Here is a 26,358-nt window from a genome sequence, read left to right as displayed (position 1 = left end):
GAACTTTAGTGTTTTTAGATTAAGAAGCTAAATGTTTGGCTGTTGTAACAGATTTGGGTATCTTTTGCCAATTCTGTAACGAACCTTTAATAATTCTAGCTCAATTGTCATAAATATTGTTGTTTTGACAAGAACTAGCAAGAATAAAAAATTCCTGATTTTAAATTGGTGCAACCTTTTGCTTTTGGTTCAACCAGCTAGTACCGCTGTGAATTCAAAATGTTTCTTTCAGAAGAGCTAGCTAGGCTAACAAAATTCAAAATATCTCCTTCGGAGACGCTACGCGAACGAAATTCAAAATGTATACAGCTTCAGCTTTTCGGAGATTTGGAATGGTTGGATTTACGCCGTACTGTGACTAGTCAAATCTTCACGCCCTAACTAACTAGCTAGCTATCTGCTAAGATAAGTATTATCTGTTCCTGCTCATCAACCGCAGCAACGATTACTAGCCCATTCAAAACCAGAAAGGTTTCCATTACTGCATGACCAGTGCGCTTTTTACCATCTACCAAGGCATGGTTCTTGATGAGAGAGAAACCCAATGCAGAAGCCTTGTCAATGACTCCAGGATACAAAATCTTCTCCTCCAAAAGTCATTTATTTTTGGTTTAGCTACAGCTAATTGTAATAAACCTAAATCGCGTATACCCAAAGCTCCTACAGACTGCTTAATTACCTGACGGTGCAGATAAAGGACTTCAACTAATATCAGGTACCGTATCATGCTAGACGACGGTAAAATTCAGAATTTTTCAGGACTTAGGCAACTGGTACAGGCGATGGGTGGAATATAGTACATCGGTATTAAAAAATCGGATACCGAAAGCTTTGTTAACCCATAAGAAGTAGCTGCAACAGGAAACATTATTGAAATATTCATGAGAAAATAGGTAGGAGATTGTATTAGATAAATGTTGCTGAAGGTAATGAGATTTACTAAACTTGATTACTGCCAATACTTATGAACTAGTCAAATTAATTATACAATTACTAATTTAGCAGAGCATTTAGAAAGTATTAGCCATGATGGAATTAACTAGTATTTAAAAACCGAAAAGTTAACATCTCTTTTACTATGGGATAAGGTGAAAGAGGTAGTAGAACCTGATGGTAATGGGTACATCATATTTGATGATAGTGTTTTACACGAAAGATATTCTGAAGAAATAGAGATGGTGAGGAGACAATATAGTAGTAATAAACATGGCATACTTAAAGGAATTGGTGTAGTCAGTTGTGTCTATGTGAATCCTAAAGTTCAAAGATTTGGGGTAATAGATTACAGTATTTTTAATGCTGATGTGGATGGTAAAACCAAGATAGACCATGTGAAAGATATGCTGCAAAACCTGGTGTATCATCAGCTTTTTCCATTTAATACGGTTTTGATGGACACATGGTATGCAGTGAATAGTTCCATGCTGTATATTAATAGTTTAGACAAAATTTATTATTACCTTTTAAACAAGAATCGGTTAGTTGATGATACATTTGCCAAGGAAAAAGATAAACCTATTGAATTATGAGAATGGAGTACTGAAGAGTTAGAATGTGGTAAAATTATAAAAATTAAAGGGTTTCCCGCTCAGAAAAAAGTGAAACTATTCCGGGTGGCTGTTTCTACCAACAGAACGGATTATCTCGCTACTAACGATTTATCTCAAAGTTCTACGAATGTTGTAGAAGAGGCGTGTAAAATTCGTTGGAAAATGGAGGAGTTTCACCGAGAGATTAAACAAATAAGTGGCATTGAATCTTGTCAATGTCGTAAAGCTAGGCTTCAAATAAATCATATTGCTTGTGCAATGTTGGGTTGGATTAGATTAAAGAATTTAACCTATCAAACTGGTCAAACTGTTTATTAAAACAAGCATCGATTGCTTTCTAATTATTTAATTCAGCAACTAAAACGCCCAAGTCTTCCTATGTGCTTGGTTTGAGTTCAATTGTTGCGTGCCAGGGCTACATCCCGCCCCCTATTTGTGCCAGTTGCGTAAGTCCTGTTTTTCTTCAGTACATATTTTGCTGCTTGCTCAAAATCACTTTTTGGATAATTGAGCCAGTCTTCTATAGTAGTACGTAATAGTTCTTCAGTAGAAATACCGTTTGTTTGTGCCATTGCTTGCAGTTGTTGTAATTGTTCGTCTGGAATATTGATAGTGATTACACTCATAGCAATTTCAAGGACTTAAACCATGCTCAAAAGTTTACCCTATCAAGACTTTTGAATCTCACATCTCAAAGATAAAAATCATGCAGCAGGTTATATTGATGCTGTATTTGAAGAACAAGATCCAGAACCAGAATTACTGAAACTAGCATTAAGTAATGTAATGTAGCAGAAGCCTTAGCAGAAAAACATTGTACCCCTGAACAAGCTAAAATACATCGAGAAAAATTAGATGAAATATTATCCCAACAGGAAAATGAAGCAATTTATAATTTAGCAATGTGGCTAAACACTATAGGCTTCAAATTAACCGTTACCATTCTTGAAACACCAGATCATAACATTAATAATACTGCCAATAATGCAGAAATACCTGTTTAACTAAAAATGCTATCAGAACGTTTTACTCAAGCTTTAACCTAGGCACATAAACTCGACGCTAAACAAGTGGGCAAAGGTTCAGGTGTTCCCTACATCAGCCATCATTTATTAGGATTAACCACCATAGCTTTAGAATATGGTACAAACGAAGATGAAGCGCTCGCAGCCTTATTACATGATGCCATAGAAGACCAAGGAGGACCAGCCACCAGAAAAAAAATTCGTCGTCGATTTGGGGATAATGTCACAGCCATGATGGATGTACAGATCCAGATACCACACCTAAACCCCCTTGGAAAGAGCGTGAATAAGCGTATATTACCCATATTCATACTGCGTCCTCCTCAGTGTTGCTAGTTTCTGCATCTGATAAACTTCATAATGCCAGATCAATTCTCAAAGACTAGCGCATGATTGCTGAAGCAGTTTAGGAACCTTTTTAAGGTGGTAAAGAAGGAACTCTTTGGTATTATCTATCATGCATTAGCAGATACTTTCCAAACACAGCAACTTACACCCTTAGTCGCAGAATTGGTAAGAGTAGTGACAGAATTAGAAAGTTTAGCAACAAACAAAAAATGAAGGATGAAGATGAAAAAATCCATCTTTCATACTTCATACATCATCCTTTTAGAGGATGTTTTTAACTTGATCAACGGAATAAACTACTAAGTGAGGTATCTTCGTGTATACGCCAAATCGCTTCTCCCAGTAAATTAGCAACTGAAAGCGTTACTAATTGGGGAAAATGATCGCTTTCAGGAATGGGAATGGTGTTAGTAACTATAACTTCCTCAAACAAACCACTTGATAAGCGTTCAATGGCAGGTGGTGAAAATACTGCATGGGTAGCACAGGCATATACCTGACTTGCACCTTCTTCACGCAGTAATTTAGCTCCTTCGGTAATTGTTCCGCCGGTATCAATCATATCATCTACTAAAACTGCGGTTTTGCCTTTAACATCACCAATGACATTTAAAACTTCGGCGACATTGTGAGCCTGACGACGTTTGTCAATAATTGCCAGTGGTGCATCATTGAGTTTTTTCGCAAATGCTCTGGCTCGTGCGACACCACCCACATCAGGAGAAACAACTACAATGTCATGTAGTGCTTTACTCGTTAAGTAATCCAGTAACACTGGTGAACCGTAAACGTGATCAAAGGGTATATCGAAATACCCCTGAATTTGGGCTGCGTGCAAATCCATTGCTAGAACACGGTTAGCACCTGCTTGAGTGATCAGGTTAGCAACAAGTTTGGCGGTGATAGATTCTCTACCGGCGGTTTTGCGATCGGCACGAGCATAACCATAATATGGAAGAACTGCTGTGATCTGTCGTGCGGAAGCCCGACGACAGGCATCAATCATAATCAGCAATTCCATTAAGTGGTCGTTAACAGGTTGACAACTTGGCTGGATTAAGTAGACATCACAACCCCGAATGGATTCTTGGATTTGAACATAAATTTCTCCATCCGCAAATCTTTTGCGAATCATTGGACCCAAGTCCATGCCCAGGTAACGAGCGACTTCTTGGGATAGTTGTAAATTGGCAGAACCAGAAAACAGCCGCAGGCGGTGATTTTCATTCACTCCTGTGGCTATTGGTTGTACTGTTAAAGTTGCAGAACTTAGCACAGCAGATCCTCGATGTGCATTCATGGCAATATTATCATCAGAGATTTAGCAGATTTAACCAAAATAGACTAATCACAACATCTGTAAGTTTTGTTCAAGCTTTTATACAAATTCGCAATATTTCTCCATAGAATTACATTTGTTAATTTTCTAGTTCTTCTGGGAAAAAAACCATTGAAGATTCTACTGACATCTATAATTTCTCAAATAATTTGAGAGCGCATAGTTGTTTGTTTGGGGTAAATTGCCCAAATATCTGAGAATTTTCTATGGTAGATTACCTATTCTACCTGGTTATTTTCTAACTGAGATCAAATTATTCACACATAAAGTGTTAATTAAATCGTCTCTCAGGTCCTAGTGGTCTTTCAACCTGAAAATTACGGTTGTAAGTTGGTAGATATGCCAGAGAATAGGAATTTTTTTCATCAGAACTAGTAGAACACCTATGATTAATATCAAGTCTGGTTGGTTAGTTGTGATTCCTGCATCTGTGCAAAAACCTGCAAACTTTCTACCCCCTATTTTGCACTCTGCACCCCTGCGGACTTCATAATAAGTCTTGAACCAGACAGGATATCAGCACCCAGGATGTAGCTAGTTATCCTATGATACTAGCGTCAAATTAATCGATTAGTTAATTTTATATTAAATATTTAGGGAGTCAATTATAGCTGCTTAGGATCCGAGCGATAAAAAGTTCGATTTTCTTCATTTTTAGCTACATTACGCTTCAAGATTGATTGTAAAATTTATTAATTAAATTATTTTAGTCAAGTCATTATAGATGATAGCATGATTAATAATGCAGACATTTTTCCGACAGTCATGATGTAAAAATGGAGTGAAGCAGGTCTTTCAAGACTAACGTGGCATATACTTCATGCTTTATAGCAACTGTCTTGGCAGTTAGGACATCAACTGATGATAAAACTGAGATACAACTTTCAATCCTGTCACCTGCTATAACTTCTAACTCAGTTGCTGTTACACTTAATCAATTAATCATGCAACCACCCATTAAAGTTGGTACTATCTTACAAAATCGTTACCATATCATTCACGTTCTTGGGCAGGGGGGATTTGGTAGAACCTATCTCGCAGAAGACCAGAGACGCTTTAACGAACTTTGCGCGATTAAGGAGTTGATACTCGCAACAACGGAAGCATATGGTGGCAAAAAAGCGCAAGAGTTGTTTGAGCGAGAAGCAGCTACTTTATATAAAATCGACCATCCACAAATACCAAAATTTCGGGAAAAGTTTGCACAAGAAGATCGCTTGTTTTTGGTACAAGATTATGTAGCGGGTAAAACCTACCACACTCTGCTGGTTGAATACCAAGCTGCGGGAAAAGCTTTCACAGAGTCCGAAGTATTACAGTTGTTGCGCTCTTTGTTGCCGATTTTAGAGCATATTCATAAATGCGGAATTATTCACCGGGATATTTCGCCAGATAATTTGATTTTACGGGATGTTGACAAAAAGCCTGTATTAATTGATTTTGGTGTCGTGAAAGAACTAGCGACGCGGTTATCTGCCCCAAAACAAAAGCAAGTAACTACTGTTGGTAAATTAGGCTATTCTCCCAGTGAGCAAATGCAATCAGGTCAGGCTTATCCTAATAGTGACTTGTATGCACTAGCAGTAACGGCAATAGTTTTGTTGACAGCGAAAGAACCAGCATATTTATTTGATGAAACCGCGCTGAGTTGGAATTGGCAGAAGTGGGTAACAGTCAGTCCCCGGTTTGCTGAAGTCTTGAATCGGCTCTTAAGTTATGTGCCCGGTGATCGCTATCAAAGTGCCAAGGAAGTGCTATCAGTATTACAATCCCTAGACCAACCCAGTGTTCCTCAGCCAAATCGATCCCATTTACAAACTATAGCTGTTGGTCATCGTCCCGACCCTTTACCACCAAGACCCAACAGACCTAATCCAGTAATTACACCCCAGCCAAGTAGCTCCATGTTAGATAGCCCCTTAGCGATTGGCGCTATTGGCAGTGCGGTGGTTATCTTAGCAGGATTCGGTTCTTGGGCAGTGGTGAATTCCATTCGCCATCAATCCAAAACGTCACCGGAAGACACAAGCACACCTCAAAGTTTTCCTTCTCCAGTTATCCCTGGTGGTTTAACATCCACACCAACACCCGAATTTACATTTACACCCACACCAACACCGACTAATGCAGAACCTATTTTTTATGAAAAACGCCTAGAATTAGGCACATCTAATACACTTAAGGTAGATGGTACTCTCAAGGCTAATGAAATAATTCAATACAGTTTTGCGGGTGAAATTGGACAAAATTTAACTGTAGCGGTTAACCAAGGTAGTGGAGTTTTGGTCACGGTGTTAGCGGCCAATGGACAACCGATTGGTTCTGACTCCATTCAAGTTACTTCCTATCAGGGTTTATTGTTGGATAGTGGTCAATACACAATTCAATTAAGTCTGTCTGAGGGAGTGGCAGAAAGTGACTATAGTTTGAGTGTGGCTTTAGAAAATCCAGTTCTACCTACACCGACAGAGATACCGAGACCAACAGAAACACCTACACCGACAGAGATACTGAGACCAACAGAAACACCTATATCGACAGAAACACCCACACCAACGGAAACACCAATGGAAACACCAATGGAAACACCAATGGAAACACCAATGGAAACACCAATGGAAACACCAATGGAAACACCAACTACTGTCCCACAAGAAAATAATCAACGCCCTGAAACAACACCAACACCAGGATTCACCGGTAGAAATTAAGGTTAAATTATGAATAGCCCCCGACAGAAAACTGCTGGGGTGAATTTCTATATTTTAGAGTAATGTATCGCAAAGCAATTGTCTAACACACTACTAATTACAGGGACTGATACGGAGGCTGGTAAAACTGTTGTTACTACAGCCATAGCAGCCTATCGGCAAAAATATTATCCTCAAAGCAGCTTGGGGATTATGAAACCCATTCAATCTGGGGTAGGTGACAGAGAACTTTATCAACATCTTTTTGCTCTAGATCAGTCACCAGAAGAAACTACACCTTTGTATTTTCAAGCACCTCTAGCCCCACCGATCGCAGCAGCCAAGGAAAATCGTACCATAGATTTAGCTTTGGTTTGGCAGACTTTATTAAAATTGCAAAAACGCCATGATTTTGTGTTGGTGGAATCTCTGGGAGGCTTGGGTTCACCAATTACGTATGAATTGACAGTAGCAGATTTAGCTGGAGAATGGCGATTACCAACGGTTTTAGTTGTACCTGTAAGATTAGGTGCGATCGCTCAAGCCGTGGCTAATGTAGCATTAGCTAGACAAACTAAAATTGATTTGCGTGGGATTATTCTCAACTGTACCCAACCCTGCACTGAAGAAGAAATAACTGATTTAACACCACCGGATTTAATTGAATCATTTACACACATACCGATTTTAGGCTGTTTACCTTATTTAGAAGCATCCACTAACTTGGAACAACTAGCCCAAGTTGGATCTAATTTAGATTGGGAAATATTATTTTGATAAGTGACTGGGGACTGAGGACTGGGGACTGAGGAAGATGGGGAAGTAATTATCCTAATGTCCACTAATAACCAATCACCAATCACCAATCACCAATCACCAATCACCAATCACCAATCACCAATCACCAATCACCAATCACCAATCACCAATCACCAATCACCAATCACCAATCACCAATCATGGTTTCTACTTTTCCTAGTTCCTCTACTGAAAATCTCTCTAATGTGCGTTTGCAAATTCGTTCCTTACAACCACAATTAATAGAATGGAGAAGAGGCATACATCAAAAACCAGAATTAGGTTTTCAAGAAAAATTAACAGCTGAATTTATTTCCCAGAAATTGCAAGCATGGGGAGTTGAACATCAAACAGGGATAGCCGAAACTGGCATTGTTGTAATTATCAAAGGTGAAAAATCTCAGTATGGAAAAGTGTTAGGAATTCGTGCTGATATGGATGCCTTACCAGTACAAGAAGAGAATGAAGTGAGTTATTGTTCCCAGCATGATGGAGTCATGCACGCTTGTGGACATGATGGACATACGGCGATCGCAATGGGAACAGCATACTACCTTCAACAGCATCGCCAAGACTTTGCCGGCACTGTGAAAATTATCTTCCAACCAGCAGAAGAAGGCCCCGGTGGTGCAAAACCAATGATAGAAGCAGGAGTCTTGAAAAACCCGGATGTTGATGCCATGATCGGCTTACATCTGTGGAATGATTTACCCGTGGGAACAGTCGGAGTTCGTCCAGGGCCTTTGTTAGCAGCTGTAGACTTCTTTAACTGTACAATTTTAGGTAAAGGTGGACATGGCGCACTTCCCCATCAAACCATTGATTCAATTGTAGTCGCTGCCCAAATCGTCAACGCCTTGCAAACAATTGTTGCCCGTAACGTCAACCCCTTAGATTCAGCCGTGGTGACAATAGGAGAACTCCACGCCGGCACCAAAATGAATGTCATTGCTCATACCGCTAGAATGACTGGATCACTCAGATATTTTAATACCGATTTAGCAGGTTTCTTTAAACAAAGAATTGAGCAAATTATCGCCGGAGTGTGTCAAAGTCATGGTGCAAATTATGACTTGGAATATATCAATCTTTATCCTGCAGTCATTAATAATCCTGGAATTGCGGAATTAGTACGAAATGTAGCAGAATCCGTAGTAGAAACCCCTGTGAATATCGTCCCAGAATGCCAAATTATGGGTAGTGAAGATATGTCATTTTTCCTACAAGAAGTTCCGGGTTGTTATTTCTTATTAGGTTCTGCAAATGCAGCAAAAAACTTAAATTATCCTCATCATCATCCCCGATTTGACTTTGATGAAACTGCTTTAGTTATGGGAGTGGAGATGTTTGTCAGATGTGTGGAAAAGTATTTTTCTTGAACAGGAAAAATACTGCAATTTAGGAGTGTGACGTAAGCCATACTCCCTCATCCCCCCTGTTCCCTGTTATATGCAATAGACTTGTCCACAAAAGATAAAAAACTTACTGTGAAAGCGTTACACGAACTATAACTGGGATGAAACACTAATTATGGCTGAAGGCAAAAATAAGGGTTTGGGGATGCAAATATCAAAATTATTAAAAGTTTTGAGAAATATAGCTTTCTAAAAAAGATAATCTAAAGGCTGATAATTCAAATATCATGACTTAGTATAAATGAATAATTTAGATCTAACCTAACTAATCCACATACTCCCATTATCACCATGTGCAGCTAAAGGAAATCTATTACTAGCCACTCGAAAAGTTTTGACTCTACATATGAGATGCTCAACACCAATTCTTCTTGAAGATATTTCCTTATTTTCTTGTTTTTGGATCTCTGAAAATTCAGCTTTTCTGGGCTTCTTATAAGGTGTGGTAATAAATTCTTCTCCTATATAAGCCTTGTCTCCCAAAAATCTTTGTTTGGCATCTAGGTTTTGGCACTTATTTCTAAATAGTGTCCTATCGCTTATCTTACTTAATTATCCAATATAAATATCAACTATATCTTCACCTCCTGGCAATACTCTAAATTGATTTTTTAGAGTGTGTATTTTCTCCTTGCCTGAAGAATATTTTTTCTGCTCTTGATAGTCACCTGGTCTTTCTATAGCTTTTTCCGCACTATCTACTGTTAATTTATACTCACTCAGTCCTTCCCATAATTCTTGATACTTTCACTCATCTTTTTTTGCCTCTTCTATTTGGGAGACAGGTAACATCTCTCTCAGAATTTCTACCCAATAATTAAATGTGTTATTTGCTTTTGTCCTGCATAGATCAAACAATAGTCCTAGGGTTTGAAATGTTGGCTTCTGTCTCAGGTCTACTAGAGATAGATATATTCCCTCCTTGGTTAGGTTTAGCACTGACACAACGAAAAGTCTCTGGTGGTTCTCTTTCTCTGGAGCTATTCCAACATCCTGCCAATTGATTGACCGTTATACAAACTTGTCGCCGTCAAGCACTTTCTCTAATTGAGTTTTTTGACCAACCTATGAAAGCCATGGTTCACTCTGCCTTCCATACACCTTCTTTAATCCCTCTAATCCTTAACCTTTCGGAAACGAAAGTAGAGAAGCTGCAATGGCTTCTAGACAAGCTTTAGGAGGATTTTATCCAACCGAGATTGGATGCAAGGGGTGCTGGATCAAGTGTGGGTAAAAGCTGCACCTATACAGGAAACAAAAACGAAAGAACTCGTAACTGTGTAAATCTAAGATCCCCGACTTCTTTTTTCCATCTTGTAAATAAATAATGAATTGATGTCAGAATTCGGGTATATGGTGGCGCTTTTTACCAACCTACTTCAATATTAATTTTGGTTTTTTATATGATTGAATTAGTTAGCGAATCGCGGTCCATTGAATGTAACATTTGTGTCCAAGTTTATCCGACAAATATTTTTGCAAAGTACGAAATGTACCTCCGACAATTGCCAGACAAAGGGATAACCATTACCGCCAGAAAGTCCTTTATGGACATTACCAAATATGCTTATTATAACGCATTTTTCTAGAAATTGCCCAGAGTAAAAGAGCGAGCGATTGCCCTGTTCTTGGATAATTTAATGCGCTATCGTTAAGGACAAGCTTTACACAAAGTAGTGGATAAAACGGCTGGTTATTAAATGAAGATGAATTTAATAAACTTAGGGGGCAACAGCAGATTGAATTATAACTACAGCAGGAGTCAGGACTCAGGTGTAAAACTCTCTTGCTGTCTAGGTTTCAATTTAGGTTCTGTACCTCATTGATCTGCAACCTGCTGTCATTCAGCTACAATTTGATAGGTAAATACGAGTTAATTGCTTCTGATGAACCCCTACTATATTTTTAATCATACTAAACATCAGCGTGTTAGTGATGCCATAATCTAACCCCTGCTAGAAAATCGCGAAACTGCCTCACATATCCTTATTTTAGTTTGGCCACAACTTGGGGACTTTGATAGTCTTGAATATGCGTGCTGGTTAAAGCGCGAAGCGGAAAAGTTAGCAGATGAAAAACTCGCTATTCGTGCAGTGGGAATTGGTAGTCAGTCCTCTGGAAAAAGATTCTGTCAATATACAGGATTTCCCCAGGAAAATTTATTTGTTGATCCTAATGCAGAATTACATCGTCAACTGAATCGTTATTCTGGTTGGAATTTTTCTCTCCCTGGACTTTCTGGATCTCAGAAAGCTTGGCTAAACTTACTGTTGATGTGTGCAGGTATTGGTAGTCCTGGAACACTTGGCGAAGTTTTTCGCGGATATAGAGGTGATCGCCAAGCGCCTCAACTCATTGGTGATGATGAAATGATAGAAAATAAACCTCTACCAGCTTTTAAAGGTTCATTTTTTCAACTAGCAGGAGGAAGTGGTTTTCAACGTCCTTTTGAATTAGCTACTTTAAGGCTACGGAATATGGTGGAAGTGCTGAAAAATTGGCAGACTTATGTACCTAATTCTGCTTATTTAACTCAGCGTGGTGCAACCTTTTTGTTTAATAGTCAAGGTGAGTTAGTTTATGAACATCGAGATCCAGGAATTTTGGCGTTTGCTGCTAATATGAGTCAACCTTTATCTTTTTTATCTTTGTGGAAAATAGATAGCTGTATGTAAACTAAGTAGTTGAATAGAAAAAGCAAGAAAAGTAGCCTCACTAGACCCCCGAATTCTTTAAGAATTCGAGGATATAAATCATGTTGGAGGCTAATTTTAAGTTGTATATTCGGCGTTAATTCTCACGTAGTCGTAACTCAAGTCACAACCCCAAGCTTTACCGGTTCCATTACCATTACCGACGGTAACGGAAATTAATACCGTATCCTCTTTCATGTAAGCACCTGCGGCTGCTTGTTTCAAATATGCACTGACAGATGCTTTGTCAAAAGGTAAAGGTTGACCATTTTCAAACAGTAAGAAATTGCCTAATTTAATTTGCAGGTTTTCTTGTTCAAAAGGTACTCCAGCACGGCCAGCAGCGCCGGCGATTCGTCCCCAGTTGGGGTCACGGCCAAAGATTGCAGATTTAACTAAGGAAGACCCAGCAATGGTTTTGGCAATTTGTCGCGCTGCTGTTTCATCAGGTGCGCCGGTGACTTTTACTTCTACTAAGCAAGTTGCACCTTCACCATCACGTGCGATGGCTCTGGCTAAATGCTGGCATACTGCTGTTAGCATGGCTTCTAATTTCTCGGCTTCTGCACCCATTTCGGTAATGGCTGGGGTGCGAGATTCACCGTTAGCTAAAGCAATTAAGCTATCATTGGTGCTGGTATCACCATCAACGGTAATAGAATTGAAACTTCTATCCGCTGCTCTTGTTAACATTTGTTGCCAAAGTGTTGATGAAACCGCCGCATCACAAGTAACAAATGCCAGCATGGTGGCCATGTTAGGGTGTATCATCCCCGAACCTTTGGCTATTCCACCAATTCGCACTGGTCGGTCATTGATACTTGTTTCTAGAGCAATGGATTTGGTGACTAAATCTGTGGTCATAATTGCTCCTGCAGCTGCATCTGAGCCATCTTCAGCAAGTGCGGCTACTAGCTTGGGTATACCACGCCGCAAAGCATCCATTTTAATTCTTTGACCAATTACACCAGTAGAAGCCAGTAAAATCGCTTCCGGGGAAATACGCAATTCTTTGGCTAATAAGTCTACAGTCTCCAGCGCATCTTTGACACCTTGGCTACCTGTGGCTGCATTGGCTTGTCCAGCGTTGCAAAGTATGACTCTGGCGCTGTGCTTGGCTTGCAAACGTTGACGACAATAATCTACACAAGCGGCTTTGACGTGGCTAGTAGTAAAAACACCAGCTGCGATCGCATCCACATCTGATAATATTAACGCTAAATCCGGCAATCTTGAAGGTTTTAGACCAGCTGTAATTCCCGCTGCTTTATAACCTCTAGCTGCTGTCACTCCACCAGTAATTTCCTGCCAGTCTCCCATAATTTTTCCCCAACAACTATATATATATATATATATATATATATTGTGTAAGTCGGTAGATTGCTTTCCTAAAATTAGGTCAGCTATCCCATATATATCCTTATTGTGAGTTTATCTTTATGACGGCAATCTTGCATCAAGTAATTGACGTTATAAGTATTAATCGTATTAATATTGAGTTGAGCCAATCTGCGATCAAGCAGTATAGTTAGTGATACATAATGATACAATGTAATTGTATCAGCTGTTTACTTAAGGTTTTTGTTGCACTTAGTTAACAATAAAAACTGAAAAAGAGAGCCAATTGAATAGCTCTCCAAATCATCAGGGTGCATCTAACTAGCAAAGTATAACATTTTTAGTACGGGGGGTGAAGCCCCTTTTTGAGAATTTTTATAAAGGAAATTCCAAAGATTTTTGTTATTTTGGCAGCGTTGTAATACTCGTTAACGCAATGGTTTGTCAACCCGATTTTGACTAATTCATACAATCAATAGAATAGACCTCTTGCAGAATTAATTTTATGTTATAAAAGGGGCTTGTCTTTGTTTTAGCCAAAAGTTAGAGTTACACGGTTATGTTTCAATTAGGGAGCGCAAAGAACACCAAAAATCCATACAATCTAAAGCTATTTATCATACCACAGAAACAATTTTGTAAGAGGTATAATTACTACTTTAATTCTTCATTTCCTAATTTTCATTAGTCAATTGAAGAAGCAGTAAATTCTCTGAAAGAAAGAGAGCCAATTGAATAGCTCTCCAAATCATCAGGGTGTATCTAAGTAGCAAAGTATAGCACTGAAGGGATGAGGGGTATCACCCATTTTCTTATAACTGTTAAACCATCTATTCTGTCCTTTGCTGAGTGCTATGCATTCAATTTCTTTTCCACCAACTCATTAGTGAGTTTGGGGTCAGCACGTTTGTTTGTCTTTTTCAATACTTGTCCAACAAAGAAACCTTTGAGATTAGTGTTACCACCACGGTATTTTTCTACTTGTTGAGGATTAGCGGCTATGATTTCATCAACAATGGGTTCTAGTACAGTAGGATCACTAATTAACTCCTGACCTGCAAACGCTTTTTCAGGAGAAACACCACTCAATAAATCTGTGAGTTTTTCCTTAGCTTGAGCATTGCTAATTTTACCAGTTTCAATGCGAGTGATCACATCAGCAAGATTAGCGGCAGTCAGACCAATTTGAGAAATTGCGAGTTTTTGCTTATTTAAGTAAGCAGCAATATCTTGGGTAATCCAGTTAGCCGCAGCTTTGGGATTTGCACCAGCAGTGATCGCACTTTCAAAATAATCAGTTACTGGGCGATCTTCTGTCAGGACTCGCGTATCATAAGCTGAAAGTCCCAACTCACCTTCATAACGAAGGCGTTTTTGCCCGGGTAATTCCGGTAATTCACTTTTCCAAGTTTCCAACTCCACATCAGTAACTTCGATAGCTGCTAAATCGGGTTCTGGAAAATAACGATAATCGCTAGAACCTTCCTTAACGCGCATACTGCTAGTACGTTGTGAACCTTCTTCCCAAAGACGGGTTTCTTGAATTATCCGTTCTCCAGCTTCAATAGCTGCAATTTGGCGCTCAATTTCGTAGTCTATCGCCTTTTGGATAGCACTAAAGGAGTTCATATTTTTGATTTCTACCTTCGTTCCAAATTCCTTTCTTCCCACAGGACGCACAGAAATATTTACATCGCAACGCAGAGAACCTTCTTGCATATTCCCATCACTAACACCAAGATACCGCACAATCCGGCGTAATTCTGATGCATATTCCGCTGCTTCCTGTCCAGAACGCAAGTCAGGTTCAGAAACAATTTCCACCAAAGGTACACCCGCGCGGTTATAGTCTACGAGAGAATAGCTAGAACCAGACAGTCTTTCACTTCCTGCGTGTACGAGTTTTCCTGCATCCTCTTCCATGTGCAGACGGGTAATACCAATGCGTTTGCGGATAGGATTGCCAGCATCGTCTACCAATTCTATTTCTATCCAACCATCTTCAGCTATAGGTAAGTCATATTGAGAAATTTGGTAATTTTTCGGTAAGTCAGGATAAAAATACTGTTTACGGTCAAATTTGCTATATCTAGCGATTTGACAATTTAATGCTAAACCGACTTTGACCGCATATTCTAGCACTTTGGCGTTGAGTACGGGTAAGACTCCAGGTAAACCCATACACACCGGGTCAATATTGGTGTTGGGGTCAGCACCAAACGCCGTGGAACTACTGGAGAATATTTTGGTGTTGGTGCTGAGTTGACAATGGGTTTCTAAACCGATAATTGCTTCGTATTCTGTTTTTACGGGTCTGGCTGTGGTCATATTACCATTTTGATCATTTTTCTTTAGGGTACTATTTTAGCGGTTTTGTTCTTTCTCTAGGGTAGTTTCTTCTGATTTAAGGTTTACGGGTTTCTGGAATTTGCTAATTAATATATTCATTTAGTCGTGTTAACAATGTTAATGAGATATGAAGAAAAACAATTTATGAAATCAGAAATAATAGTCTAATAAGTTAGAACAATTACACAGTAAAGATAATCAGAGTATGATTGATGTACAAACTGGTGTAAGTACTGCTTCTAAATATATAGAATCCCTCAAATATATCATGGGTTCTTCATTACCAGATTTGAGGATTGAAGAAGTTGAGTTAACAGAAGACAGATATTTTCGGTTAATTACCTTGGGTTTTGATACGCCTATAAAACCCCAGGAGAATAGTCTCACTACTACTCTTGGATTAGTTATACCAACTTCTCCAAGAGAATACGGGGTACAGTTCTCAAAGTTAACTCACAAACTGGAGAGGTAGAAGCAATGAAAATTAGAAAATTATGAAAGATTTCATTAATGACCTGATCCGTCGCTATAGCCAAAAGGGAAGTTTAATTGATACAAACATCCTGTTTCTTTTGTTAGTTGGGAGTGTGAATAAAGAACGGATGACTAAATTTCATCGAACGCAGCAATTTATCCCAGAAGATTATGAGCTTTTGCTAAAATTGATGTCAGAGGTTAAGAACCTTGTCACAACTCCAAATATTCTCACAGAGATTAACAGCCTTGCGAATCAATTTGGTAAACCTGAACGTTCTGAGTGCTTTGCAATATTTGCGGTATTTGTTCAAAATGTGCATATTTTAAATGAAAACTATATAAAAACTCAAGAAGCTGTGAGTGCTGATAAATTGATAAAATTCGGACTTACTCACAGTGTAATCCTCACTCTAGCTCAAGGTAATTATCTCGTACTAACTGGTGAGCTGAAGTTAGAGAATTATCTTCACAATGTCGAAGTTGATGTAATTAACTTTAACAATATTCTTGTTTTAAACTGGTAAATTTCTATTTCCATGAAGATTCTTTTGCAGAATAATTGCCGGGGATATTGTCCATTACCGGGACTTAAACAAAAGTTAAGAGTAAAGAGGAGTATAATGGGATTTCGGTGTAGCTTTCACGTTAAAAGAAGCTGATGAAAGAAACCACTGCCCCAGCAATGGCACCATGGCTTGAAAGATGGTGTGATTTGATGATGTATTTACTCATCAAGGGGAAAGAAGAGAGTTTAGACATTATTTAGGGGGATGATTGGGTGGAAGTGAGAGAAAAAACCTATTTAAAATGGCAGAGAATGCCCTAGGGATGACCTACCACCGATTACACCACGTTTTAAGTGAAGCACCTTGGTCCAGTTCCCAAGTCAATGACCGTCGGTTAGAGATGATGAACAAGTGTAGTCAGAGGAGAATCACCAGAGGATTTAGCTTAATAATTGATGATTATGACCATAGAAAAAGTGGGAACTTTAGGGATGGAGTAGGAAGACAATATATTGGAGAAATTGGGAACACGGATAATGGGATAGTAGTAGTAACAACACATCTATATGATATGATGGCAGTAAAAGCTTACCATTACATATAGAGTTATATCACCACAGTGATTCTTTACCCAAAGGGAAACAAGACCCTCTATTTGAGAACAAACCTGAGTTAGGAATTAAATTAATACATCTGACCTTAAGCCTTGGTTATCAATCAGGAATAGTAATTATAGATGCTGGATATGGCCACAATAGGTCTTCCTTATTAAAGATAGAAAATCAGAATTTAAAGTATTGAGGAGGATTAGCTAAAAATCCCAACGTCCTTGCCAGTGACCAAGAGGATAGTCCACCATTAATTAGGTTATACCAAGTCTAAATGAGTGTACATAGAACTGTAGAATAAAGAACATGGAAGATAAAGACTCATGAGGAAGCAATGGCACGCCCTTTCAATCTAGTAGTCTGCCAAGGCAATTTTGCTAGGTTAAATGCTCGGATATAAACGCTGCATTTTTTTACGTGCATCCTTGGTTTTAAAACCCCAATAAACACTGGGTTTTTGTTGATTACGCTGTGACTCCGAAATAGCAATTTCAGAAGATAATATTTCTACATTAGGAATACCTAGTTCTAAGCATTGGCGAGATAAAACTGATAATTCAATTTCTACTTGATTCAACCAAAAAGCGTGTTTAGGAGTATAGAGAAACTCTAATTTTTGAATAATGCGGCGTGCTTCTTGTGGAGAGAAAACTCCATATGAAACACTTGGAGTATGAATGTTTAGGTTATCAACAAGTAAAGGTATCACATCAGCTTGGGGGTAATAAAAATCTACTAAATCTTTTAATTGTTTGGCAAAATCAGCTTTTGTCCGACTTTGTGTAACTTCAATATGCCTCCACCCGGCTATTGGTTCAAAAAAGCCAAATAAATTTACAACACCATTGCGTTTATACTCACAATCATAACCTTCAGGCTGATGTGGTTCTGGTGGCAAAGGAAGTCTTACTTCTTCTAGTAATTGATATGGGCATTCATCTAGGCAGAGTGTAGGTTTTTTCGGATCATATGGCTCATTGTACAAATCCAAAACATCTTCCATTCTGAACACATACTCTGGGTTAACTTTGGGAATACACCACTGTTCTTTTAACCACGGTTTAATTTCATTTTTTTTAGAGTTTGGCGTATTGTTTCGTCTGAAATGGAATCTATGATACCAACCTTCACTAAATGCTCCGCTAATAATTGCATTGTCCAACGCACTCTTCCTTCTGGCGGATTAGAACAAGCAGTCGCAATCAAAAATGCTTCTTGTTTTTCATCTAATTTTTTGGGTTTTGGTGGATTTTCCCCATCCTTTAAAGCAAACTCTAATCCACCAATCACAAACTTTTCTCTTGTCCTTTCCACCTTGGCAACATGAACTCGAACTGCGGCAGCGCCGTGTCCGTTTCTCCCTCAGATGCCATTCAAAGAATGTTTGCACGGGTTATACTTCTTGCTTTGTGCTTTCCTTTTTTGAGGATTGCTTGCAGTTGTAAAACTTCCTCTTCGCTTAAATCTAAAACATACTTTTTTGCCATGGTCAACCCCTTTTTTGACTAGTTTATCAATTAGAGGGGCTTACCCAGCAACATTGCCTTGGTGGACTACTAGAAGTTCAAGAAAGTGCTGAGTATTTGTCAAAAAGCCTGAAAAATACGCGGACAGCATTAGACAAATAACGTTTATAAATGCTGTGGTGGATAAAAATAGAACAAGTAACCCAGCATCAAGAAGTGAGCCGAAGATTGGGCAGAGATGGGTCAACAATCACAGGATGGTTACAAAGGTATGGAAAAGGAGGACTATCTTATCTTTGAGAGGTAAAAACTGCGCCTGGGGTAACTCCTTTAATAAGGTGAAATACTATCACAACTAATATCCAAGTTAGAATCCCCCCAAGGGTTTAGCAGTTATAGGCAAATTGTGGAATGGCTAGAGCAAGAATGGCACGTCCAAGTCAAATACAAGACAGTTTACAGTTTAGTGCCCTACAAACTAGGGGCAAAATTGAAAGTACCTCGACCCATCAGCTCATCACAAGATGAGCAAGCTATAAACCTTAAAAAAAAAACATCCCCCTTGCCTTGGTAGCTTTAGAGAAACTATTGGGTGGGGGAAAACGACTGAGTTACCTGTGCCAGGACGAAACCAGATTAGGTTTGAAGACCGAAACTGGAGGAGTGAGTGATTACGGCTCGTGGTGTTAAACCTGTAGTGAGGGTGCAGTGGCCACGAAAAGCATTTTGGCTTTATGGAGTTGTTGAACCCACCTCTGGATGGCATTTTTGTCAGGAATATCCTCATCTAAACAGTGAAAATTTTCAGAAATTCTTGGATGTCCTATCTCAAGAATTAGGTTCTGATATGGCATTAATGCAGATGGATCAAGCTTCTGCACACCAAGCTTTGGCACTGTCTTGCCCTGAAAATATTATTCCCATTTTTCAACCATCTCACTCTCCTCAACTTAACCCCATGGAGCGATTATGGGAGTTTATTAAACGTCAGTTCAAAGGTGAAAGTTTCTCACATCTCGACCAATTGCGTCAAGGAGTTCAACATGAATTAGCTCAATTATCTTCTGAGGTCATCTCCTCTTTGACCAGTTATAATTTCATCCTTGAAGCTCTGTTTCACCAAGCTTTATTCTGTGCAGCCTCATAGAGAATTGGTATTAGATGAATTAGCATAAAGTTGACCCCAAGAGGCTTTTACAGAAATTCAACTGGAGTTAGATAAACCCAAAATATTATGGGTAGTAACTAAAGAAGTAGAAATATCACCCTTAACTGGAAAGGGCAATATTACTATCGTCATCAATGCTTCAACTTTCTCTCAAGCCACTGATATTGACTACTTTATGACCAATATTTCTTCATCAATTGTCACACCCCAATGGATAGTCGATACATATTCTCAAAGAAATTGGGTAGAAGTTGTTTACAGGGAAGCCAAGGGATGGTTAGGACTCAACGAATCTCAAGTTTGAGATAACAGCAGTTGACTGCGCCATTTTATTTTGGTTTTCTGTGCCTACACTTTTATTATTTGCCATCAGTGGACTGGAGGATTAAGACCAAGGTGGGCTAAGAAACCTTTGAATACTTTTACTGCAGCTTTAGAAGGGTTGAGAACAGCCATATCTTTTCTATTTATTGATTGGTTCAACTGGAATCCGGAGGTGTTTCCTTCTTATCAAGCCAGTTTAGGCTACATTTGGGCTTGATTTTTGTTTACGTCCCGTTACCTATCTTTAGGGTGTAGGGGATTAGTTTTTGGTCGGTTTTCTGTGAAAAGTTTGGGATGCCAACTGCTGTGGGTAAGTATGGACAAAATCCAACTAAAGAGGAGCAGAACAAGCTACTAAATACGCTGCGGGCTTTGGCTCAGGATGCGGGGGTGATTATCCCAGAGGGGATGGATATTTATTGTCTCAAGATTTTTGTACTTGTGAAAGACAGGATCGTAATTCCTCACGGTTTTTCAGTGAGTAACCCTGAATGAGGCGATATTGTCCGGTTATATCTTGAAATTCTATAGAGTCAAACTCTAGGTCGGCTATTTCCATGATTTTTATCAATGCTGATCATGGATTAGCTATTTAAGCATGGATATCCAAGGCTGAAAATTTACGGTTGGACTTCGGTTCTGATTTGTGGTTAAGTTGTGTCACATAATTTGATAAACGCGTCACATAGATTGATTAATCAAAGTCACATAAAATGATTAATCAATCTATGTAACACGCTACATAGTCAGACCTGGATTATTAGGGAATCCTTGGCCTACAGCAAACGATCACATTGATCCAAAAACGTGGCGGGTCTGAATCCTCCATTGATTGATTCTGACCGGAGGCTATCGCCTTCATACTGGGCGGGAACGTGCAATCGCGTCAAAATGTCGCCACTGTTTCAAATACTGGAATATTCTCTACTCTATTTCTACTCTATTGGCGAGGTTTACACTGTCGCAATTTGGCGAGTATCTTTCACAGCTTATCAATTACAACTACGAGTTAAGTTTAGCCGTAACAAAACTTCAAACCCCGACTATACCATAGAATTAATTTTGCAAGAGGTTTAGTAACTTATTTTCAAAATTTTGATTGCTTTTCATTTTATTGATGAATTAGGTTCAAAGTCAATTCTCATCTGCTTGAACGCATCCTGTAATGATAAATGCAGCCCAATAATAAGGATGCTGATAAGGCTGTTTGTGAGGTGATAACTGACGATATTTATCAACTTCCATCATTACATAATTCCTCAATTTAACTTCATCTGAATGCAGATTAGTGAGTAAATCTTCATACCATGTGATTAGTTCACCAACTGTTATATCTCTCAGCCAAGTTGTGACTTCAGCTAAAGCAGTAACTGGAGATTTATGGAAAAGTAATCTGCGATAAAATTCGATAATTACTAAAGCTGTCGCAGATGATTCAACAATCCAAAGTGTACTCAACACTTCTGGAACTCCACGAATTAGTAAACCAGCTGCTAAACCCACATATTCACTGTTGATATTCTGACTGTGATTACTAACCATTTCACAATTTGGGAGAGTAAACAGATTGTAAGTATTAAAAGTCTGTTGACTAATTTCTGCTAGAGTCAGTTTTTCTTCACTTGTTAAAACTAAAGCTGATTTTTGAGCTTCACTCAAATTGTTGATAGCATGACCAGTAAAGTGAAAGATATTGTAATCTGCCGCTAAGGCATTTTCGATATTATCTTGCGTAACTTGTGAACCTTGGATATGTTGGGCATTATCAAACATTTTTCTGATAATTGCCGATGCAAAATCAGCACATTTTATCTGGCTATCATTTGTATGTTCTACATTTTCAACACTGAGGAACTTTTGCTGTTGCCAATTTGATAATGAATATGTTTTTAAGTCCAGGCCTATTTGGATACTGGGTAAATAGTTGATGGTGTAATTGAGTGAATTTTTCTGATTGAGTGGAAAAAGTGCGTGGATAGGTAATTTATGTAAATCACCATGGGGAATTACAATCAGTTTGGAGATACCTTCAAGTTCTTGAATAATTGTAGAAATATTGAGGATGTTTTGCAGTTGTAACAACTTCTGTTCTATATCTACCCACCAAGAATGTTTGTACTGATTTTCTATATCTTGTATTTGACGATATTCTTGATATTGTTTTTCCCAATCTTCTAGCCAGTTTTCAAATTCAACTAGACGTTGCACGGCTTCGGGTATAGCTTCTATATCTTGTATTGGTGTTAATAACAGTATGGGTGAAGGAGCTTCATGTTTAATAATGAAGGTGTGTAAGGCTGCTGGACTAAGATGCCAGTAAATCACGGCTGTTGTAGAATTTAGTAGAGGTTGAATGGCTTCATAGTTGGGAGAGTAAATTTCATCATGGCAATCAGAAAGCAGTAATTTTAAACAGGTATTTTTACAATGTTCGGCAATTTCCCAAGATTCTACTAAATCACCTATATTGACTGCTAAGTCAACTCCCATTTGTCTTAAACCCGCAAATTTTAAAGCTAGTTGTTTCTTACTGTGTTCAGGACGGGTTGTTTGATTAAGTAATTGTTGTAATAAGCCTAGTCCATGTTGGTGTAATTCTTGGGCTGTTACTGTTTGTCCCAAACGGATAAGCACTTTGGTGAGAGATTGTAAACCATCAAGATGTAATTCTGGGAAATCTTCGGCTGTGAGGGTTAAGAGTGCCTGTTGGTATTCAGATACGGCTTTTTGCCAAAAATAGCGGGGTGTGGATTGTTTTTTGCCGTGTTCGTAATGTGTATTACCAGCAGCTAGATGCAATCTTCCCCAACCTTCGGGGTGAGTATCTGGACGAAGATATTTAAAGCCTTCTTGATATGTGGCTAATTTGCCCTCATAGCCAAGCTGATTTAGATTGGGATTGGATGCGGCTATAGTACTGGATAAACTCAGGGAGAATTTGTCATTGACTAAGTTACCAACGGCTCCACCACGACCAAGCCAAGCTTCCCAGTAGTCTAGTTTGATTTCTAAGGCGCTGTCATAGCAAGAAATGGCTTCTGCAAATCTATTTAAATAATAGAAGGCTACGGCTTGGTTGTACCATGCAGGGTGAAAGTCGGGTTTAATGGTGATCGCTTTTTGATAGGAAGTAATGGCTTCTTCTCGTCTGGCTAGGTTTTCCAAGGCGATGCCTCGGTTATACCAGGCTAAGTAAAAGTCTGGTTGAATAGAGAGGGCTTGATCCCAGGATTCAATGGCTTCTGACCAGCGCTTGAGGTTAAATAAGACTACTCCCCGGTCAATCCAAACTTCGTGATAGTCTGGTTGAATTTCTATAGCTTGGTTGTATGAGGCGATCGCATCTTCATATTGCTCTCCTACAGCCAAGGCAACTCCTCGATAATACCAAGTTTCCTGGTCTTGGCGTTGTAACTCCAAGGCTTGGTCATAACTGGAAATTGCTTCCCAAATCAGTCCTAATTTCAGCAGCGCTAAACCCCTACTAGACCAAGCTTCTTGATAGTTGGGTTGCAATTCTATAGCCTTGTCAAAAGAAGTGATCGCTCCGTCAAAGTCGCCAAATTCGACCATAATTCCCCCCCGATTATACCAGGCTTTAAAGAAATCTGGCTTGAGTGCGATCGCCTGGTCATAGGCTGCGATCGCTTCTTCAAAACGTTTTAAATGGAATAAGGTTAAAGCTTGATTAAACCAATACTCAGCCGATTCTGGTTCTAGTTTAGTAGCTTGATTATAAAAAGCCAGCGCCCCTAACAAATCGCCAGATTTAGCTTGCTGTAAACCTTGATAAAACCATGCTTGAGCTTGATTAGTTACAGTTATTTGAAAACTAGGACGCTGAATTAATGCTTGGCGTTCATCGCGAATAGCTAATTCAGAAGCAAGTTGCTGGACTAAATTGGTGCTTTGCTCCAACCTTACCACCAACTCATCCAGAGTATGTGCCACCTTGGGCTCTAAACTTACCAGCCACTGATCCCAATTCTCTGCCAAAGAAGAATCACTAACAGATTCTACTTCCTCAATCGCAGTGGGATTATCTTCCTGGACATACTCAAAAATAACAGCCTCAGATGTATGTTGTTCTAAATTTTGAGCACTCCACTGTTCTGAGTTCCCTGTCCATGATTCCTCCAAGCTTAAGGATACTGGTGTGATGTTGTTCACCGGTTCTTCCTGATCATGCTCCCATAACTCTTCACCAAAGTCCCGCAGTAATTGTTGCCCAGGAGTATCTGCCACTACTGCTACTGCTGTTTCCACCTCCACTGCTTGTGGATTCTCGACATACCTTTGGGCTAAAAACTCACGACTCAATAGCTGGACACCAATTTCTGATGCAAGTTCACCAACTTTACCAACATCGAGTTCACCCAATTTAACCATTCGCGTTGCTATCTGACTATTTGGTGCAGGTGAAGATAACAATCTTTCACCAAATATCAGCAGCCAATCTATCCAACGTTCAACAGTAATTCGTGGTTCCATCCGCTGCAAATACTTCAGCGCCCATTGTTTTCCCCGCGCCTGATGCACACCTTCAAGCAGCTCGTTAAACAATACTTCTAGATCAGCATTGGTTAATTCAGGTAGAGACTCTACCACCTGATGACCCTTTTTATCGTTGGCATCATGAGTCCGACGACTGTTAAAAGGATACTTCATAAACCTGTTAAGCCACTGCAATAGCCACCTGAGCATTTGCCACATTCTTGCATTTTCTCTCTCCTAGATTGTAGCCATCGTTGTGTCAAAAAAAATCATGAATTACCTAACAGACTGGTGAATTATAGCAACAGACAAGGACATTAGGATATCGAGTGATCATGAAACTCTTTATACATCAGGGTTTTACTTCTGCAATTCTGAATTCTGCTGATCATTTCAATTTTTCTGTGGAGAAGACTAACCAAATGTCTGTGATTGATTTATCAGCATCTGAATCATCATCTGTGGATCATCAGTTTCAATTCCCAAATCTTGAGCAATTTGCTGGCGCAGGTTCTCATGCTCCTGCAATATCACCAATAATTCATCCCAAGTTACACTTTGGTATTCTTCCTCTGCAAAATCTTCATCTTCCGATGCCATGTAAGTTATAGGTGCTAAAGTAATTTGGCTAACAACATCAGGACCCGCATATTCCCAAATTGGTTCACCTTGATTACGCGTCAACAATTGCATCCCAATACTATAGGCAAGGTCGCCAATCTCACCTATGCCTAACTCACCTAGGTGTACTAATCGCGCTGCTAATTCGTTATTAGCTTTCTTCGATGCTAATAATCTTTCGCCAAATTGATTTAACCATTCTAACCAACGTTGCGTAGTGACACGATGCTGTATTTTATGTAACCAGTTTTGCGTCCAAGCCTGGCCTCTGGATTGATGAACTCCTGTTAAAAGTTCTGTAAACAAAAATTCTAGATCCGTATCGGTAAGAGGTGGCGCTACTGTTGTGTCCGCATCCTGTCTGGTAGAAATGGGAATTTTTCTGCTCCCAAATAAACCTCGCAATAATCTTTTGAGCCACTGAATTAGCCGCTTGAGCATCTGCTCCACCATTGAATGTTGCTTCTTCAAATTTTAGCGATGTCCGTGACAAGCTGCTATTGGGTTATCAGGGAATAGGGGTGAATTTTGTAGCCCTTCCCAGATCCGCTAGTTTGATATGTGTATATCTATACTATTTGAATAATTGACATTTTATAATATTGACATTTTATAATTCTGTACATAGCGCATATATTCTTTACGTAATTTAAACCTTACCTAATAAATATTTACAGTGAATATTATGTTCTTGAGTACCAGCTTTGCCTAAATGCATGTATTTACTCAATTGTGACGATGTCGCGCATGGTAAACATGGAGTCGGAACTTGTAACTTGTAGTACCAAGATTTCTTTAAATTTTGACGGACTTGGTAAGCCCCCTGCCTTGACTTGATATCATAGCTTGTTGTTTTTCTAAAGCTGTAATCGCCTTTTTAATCCGCCCAATTTTTAATCCGCTCAAATCGACCTATTTTGTCTTGTTCAGTATCGTTGGCTCTTGGTCTTGGCATACACAGCGATTGCGCTGACTTGTCACTTCCCTTTGGGAAATGCAGGCAGCGCGTTAGCGTTAGCGGTAGCTAACCGTAGGTATCGCTTTTTGAGAATATGGGGAGGTGCGTTAGCATTCGCGGAACGTATGCCTTGCACTCAGCTGACCGAAGGTATCGCTATTTGGGGGATGTAGTGAGTGTAGGAAGAGCGA

Annotated in this window: 19 protein-coding genes and 7 pseudogenes; 16 read left to right on the top strand and 10 right to left on the bottom strand. The window is 39.2% G+C overall.

The window, feature by feature from the left end:
- Positions 1-389: 389 nt before the first annotated feature.
- Positions 390-593: a type II toxin-antitoxin system death-on-curing family toxin gene (locus AAZO_RS39640; RefSeq protein ID WP_228371333.1), complete on the bottom strand. Its 204-nt coding sequence runs from the start codon at positions 591-593 to the stop codon at positions 390-392.
- 384 nt (positions 594-977) lie between these two features.
- Here AAZO_RS39640 and AAZO_RS31695 point away from each other — a divergent pair.
- Positions 978-1,943: pseudogene (locus tag AAZO_RS31695) on the top strand (IS701 family transposase).
- Positions 1,944-1,945: 2 nt separating this feature from the next.
- Here AAZO_RS31695 and AAZO_RS20795 read toward each other — a convergent pair.
- On the bottom strand, positions 1,946-2,176 hold the full coding sequence (locus AAZO_RS20795) for a ribbon-helix-helix protein, CopG family (protein WP_013192714.1): 231 nt from the start codon (positions 2,174-2,176) through the stop codon (positions 1,946-1,948).
- A 444-nt stretch (positions 2,177-2,620) separates the two neighbouring features.
- On the opposite strand from AAZO_RS20795, the pseudogene AAZO_RS20790 reads away from it, so the two are divergent.
- Positions 2,621-3,136: pseudogene (locus AAZO_RS20790) on the top strand (HD domain-containing protein).
- A 70-nt stretch (positions 3,137-3,206) separates the two neighbouring features.
- Here AAZO_RS20790 and AAZO_RS20785 read toward each other — a convergent pair.
- On the bottom strand, positions 3,207-4,223 hold the full coding sequence (locus AAZO_RS20785; protein ID WP_013192713.1) for a ribose-phosphate pyrophosphokinase: 1,017 nt from the start codon (positions 4,221-4,223) through the stop codon (positions 3,207-3,209).
- A 983-nt stretch (positions 4,224-5,206) separates the two neighbouring features.
- Between AAZO_RS20785 and AAZO_RS20780 the strand changes: the two genes are divergently transcribed.
- The 3 genes from AAZO_RS20780 to AAZO_RS20770 all read left to right on the top strand — a co-directional run bounded on the left by AAZO_RS20780 (position 5,207) and on the right by AAZO_RS20770 (position 9,129).
- A complete protein-coding gene (locus AAZO_RS20780) occupies positions 5,207-6,973 on the top strand; it encodes a serine/threonine-protein kinase (protein WP_041643556.1) in 1,767 nt (588 codons plus the stop codon).
- Positions 6,974-7,051: 78 nt separating this feature from the next.
- The gene (gene bioD / locus AAZO_RS20775; protein ID WP_013192711.1) at positions 7,052-7,729 is read left to right on the top strand and encodes a dethiobiotin synthase; all 678 of its coding nucleotides are present in this window, start codon (positions 7,052-7,054) and stop codon (positions 7,727-7,729) included.
- A gap of 182 nt (positions 7,730-7,911) precedes the next feature.
- A complete protein-coding gene (locus tag AAZO_RS20770; RefSeq protein ID WP_013192710.1) occupies positions 7,912-9,129 on the top strand; it encodes a M20 family metallopeptidase in 1,218 nt (405 codons plus the stop codon).
- Positions 9,130-9,426: 297 nt separating this feature from the next.
- On the opposite strand, the gene AAZO_RS20765 is transcribed toward AAZO_RS20770, so the two are convergent.
- Together AAZO_RS20765 and AAZO_RS44150 are read right to left on the bottom strand one after the other, a co-directional pair.
- Positions 9,427-9,708, bottom strand: coding sequence for a transposase family protein (locus tag AAZO_RS20765; protein ID WP_144031349.1), 282 nt, complete (start codon positions 9,706-9,708; stop codon positions 9,427-9,429).
- Between the two features lie 204 nt (positions 9,709-9,912).
- On the bottom strand, positions 9,913-10,104 hold the full coding sequence (locus AAZO_RS44150; protein ID WP_049790872.1) for a transposase family protein: 192 nt from the start codon (positions 10,102-10,104) through the stop codon (positions 9,913-9,915).
- Here AAZO_RS44150 and AAZO_RS35755 point away from each other — a divergent pair.
- Both AAZO_RS35755 and AAZO_RS20755 read left to right on the top strand, forming a co-directional pair.
- Positions 10,092-10,343: pseudogene (locus AAZO_RS35755) on the top strand (hypothetical protein); the annotation flags it as partial. The gene AAZO_RS44150 and the pseudogene AAZO_RS35755 sit on opposite strands and share 13 nt — an antisense overlap.
- A gap of 708 nt (positions 10,344-11,051) precedes the next feature.
- A pseudogene (locus AAZO_RS20755) lies at positions 11,052-11,840 on the top strand (peroxiredoxin-like family protein).
- A gap of 96 nt (positions 11,841-11,936) precedes the next feature.
- Here AAZO_RS20755 and argJ read toward each other — a convergent pair.
- Both argJ and gatB read right to left on the bottom strand, forming a co-directional pair.
- Positions 11,937-13,178 (bottom strand): bifunctional ornithine acetyltransferase/N-acetylglutamate synthase, encoded by a 1,242-nt coding sequence (gene argJ / locus AAZO_RS20750; protein WP_013192709.1) that lies wholly within the window; start codon positions 13,176-13,178, stop codon positions 11,937-11,939.
- Positions 13,179-14,048: 870 nt separating this feature from the next.
- Positions 14,049-15,524 (bottom strand): Asp-tRNA(Asn)/Glu-tRNA(Gln) amidotransferase subunit GatB, encoded by a 1,476-nt coding sequence (gatB, locus tag AAZO_RS20745; RefSeq protein ID WP_013192708.1) that lies wholly within the window; start codon positions 15,522-15,524, stop codon positions 14,049-14,051.
- Between the two features lie 226 nt (positions 15,525-15,750).
- Between gatB and AAZO_RS20740 the strand changes: the two genes are divergently transcribed.
- The 3 genes and pseudogenes from AAZO_RS20740 to AAZO_RS31685 form a co-directional block, all read left to right on the top strand.
- Positions 15,751-16,017, top strand: a complete 267-nt coding sequence (locus AAZO_RS20740) for a hypothetical protein (RefSeq protein ID WP_013192707.1) — start codon at positions 15,751-15,753, stop codon at positions 16,015-16,017.
- A gap of 22 nt (positions 16,018-16,039) precedes the next feature.
- Positions 16,040-16,546: a PIN domain-containing protein gene (locus tag AAZO_RS20735; protein ID WP_013192706.1), complete on the top strand. Its 507-nt coding sequence runs from the start codon at positions 16,040-16,042 to the stop codon at positions 16,544-16,546.
- Between the two features lie 134 nt (positions 16,547-16,680).
- Positions 16,681-17,398 (top strand): annotated as a pseudogene (locus tag AAZO_RS31685) (IS701 family transposase); the annotation flags it as partial.
- Positions 17,399-17,518: 120 nt separating this feature from the next.
- On the opposite strand, the pseudogene AAZO_RS31680 reads toward AAZO_RS31685, so the two are convergent.
- Positions 17,519-18,623 (bottom strand): annotated as a pseudogene (locus AAZO_RS31680) (IS630 family transposase).
- Positions 18,624-18,773: 150 nt separating this feature from the next.
- Here AAZO_RS31680 and AAZO_RS41730 point away from each other — a divergent pair.
- The 6 genes and pseudogenes from AAZO_RS41730 (at position 18,774) to AAZO_RS34350 (ending at position 21,171) form a co-directional block, all read left to right on the top strand.
- Positions 18,774-18,902, top strand: coding sequence for a hypothetical protein (locus AAZO_RS41730; RefSeq protein ID WP_266886501.1), 129 nt, complete (start codon positions 18,774-18,776; stop codon positions 18,900-18,902).
- Positions 18,903-19,008: 106 nt separating this feature from the next.
- Complete coding sequence (locus AAZO_RS44145) at positions 19,009-19,176, top strand: winged helix-turn-helix domain-containing protein (protein WP_187289539.1); 168 nt, start codon at positions 19,009-19,011, stop codon at positions 19,174-19,176.
- A 93-nt stretch (positions 19,177-19,269) separates the two neighbouring features.
- Positions 19,270-19,749: a transposase gene (locus AAZO_RS20710; RefSeq protein ID WP_041641662.1), complete on the top strand. Its 480-nt coding sequence runs from the start codon at positions 19,270-19,272 to the stop codon at positions 19,747-19,749.
- A gap of 34 nt (positions 19,750-19,783) precedes the next feature.
- Positions 19,784-20,311 (top strand): annotated as a pseudogene (locus tag AAZO_RS31670) (transposase); the annotation flags it as partial.
- A gap of 41 nt (positions 20,312-20,352) precedes the next feature.
- Positions 20,353-20,589 carry a phage portal protein family protein gene (locus AAZO_RS20700; protein WP_228371752.1) on the top strand — a complete coding sequence of 79 codons (237 nt, stop codon included), beginning with the start codon at positions 20,353-20,355 and terminating at the stop codon, positions 20,587-20,589.
- A gap of 312 nt (positions 20,590-20,901) precedes the next feature.
- Positions 20,902-21,171, top strand: coding sequence for a hypothetical protein (locus tag AAZO_RS34350; protein WP_144031348.1), 270 nt, complete (start codon positions 20,902-20,904; stop codon positions 21,169-21,171).
- Positions 21,172-21,228: 57 nt separating this feature from the next.
- Here the strand turns inward: AAZO_RS34350 and AAZO_RS20695 are convergent, their stop codons facing one another.
- Positions 21,229-24,807, bottom strand: a complete 3,579-nt coding sequence (locus AAZO_RS20695) for a CHAT domain-containing protein (RefSeq protein ID WP_013192704.1) — start codon at positions 24,805-24,807, stop codon at positions 21,229-21,231.
- Positions 24,808-25,002: 195 nt separating this feature from the next.
- On the bottom strand, positions 25,003-25,650 hold the full coding sequence (locus AAZO_RS20690) for a hypothetical protein (protein WP_013192703.1): 648 nt from the start codon (positions 25,648-25,650) through the stop codon (positions 25,003-25,005).
- Positions 25,651-26,358: the final 708 nt, after the last annotated feature.

The organism is 'Nostoc azollae' 0708 (assembly GCF_000196515.1).
Taxonomy (GTDB): Bacteria; Cyanobacteriota; Cyanobacteriia; order Cyanobacteriales; family Nostocaceae; genus Trichormus_B; species Trichormus_B azollae.
Note: the sequence above shows the minus strand (reverse complement) of the source record. Positions and strands in the feature narration are given on the sequence as shown.

Bases quoted from the DNA above. Each gene is read 5' to 3' on its own strand.
- AAZO_RS20735 (WP_013192706.1), top strand. From the start codon at position 16,040: ATGAAAGATTTCATTAATGACCTGATCCGTCGCTATAGCCAAAAGGGA.
- AAZO_RS20795 (WP_013192714.1), bottom strand. From the start codon at position 2,176: ATGAGTGTAATCACTATCAATATTCCAGACGAACAATTACAACAACTG.
- argJ (WP_013192709.1), bottom strand. From the start codon at position 13,178: ATGGGAGACTGGCAGGAAATTACTGGTGGAGTGACAGCAGCTAGAGGT.
- AAZO_RS20770 (WP_013192710.1), top strand. From the start codon at position 7,912: ATGGTTTCTACTTTTCCTAGTTCCTCTACTGAAAATCTCTCTAATGTG.
- AAZO_RS20785 (WP_013192713.1), bottom strand. From the start codon at position 4,223: ATGAATGCACATCGAGGATCTGCTGTGCTAAGTTCTGCAACTTTAACA.
- AAZO_RS20740 (WP_013192707.1), top strand. From the start codon at position 15,751: ATGATTGATGTACAAACTGGTGTAAGTACTGCTTCTAAATATATAGAA.
- AAZO_RS20780 (WP_041643556.1), top strand. From the start codon at position 5,207: ATGCAACCACCCATTAAAGTTGGTACTATCTTACAAAATCGTTACCAT.
- AAZO_RS20695 (WP_013192704.1), bottom strand. From the start codon at position 24,807: ATGTGGCAAATGCTCAGGTGGCTATTGCAGTGGCTTAACAGGTTTATG.
- gatB (WP_013192708.1), bottom strand. From the start codon at position 15,524: ATGACCACAGCCAGACCCGTAAAAACAGAATACGAAGCAATTATCGGT.
- AAZO_RS20690 (WP_013192703.1), bottom strand. From the start codon at position 25,650: ATGCTCAAGCGGCTAATTCAGTGGCTCAAAAGATTATTGCGAGGTTTA.
- AAZO_RS41730 (WP_266886501.1), top strand. From the start codon at position 18,774: ATGCTGTGGTGGATAAAAATAGAACAAGTAACCCAGCATCAAGAAGTG.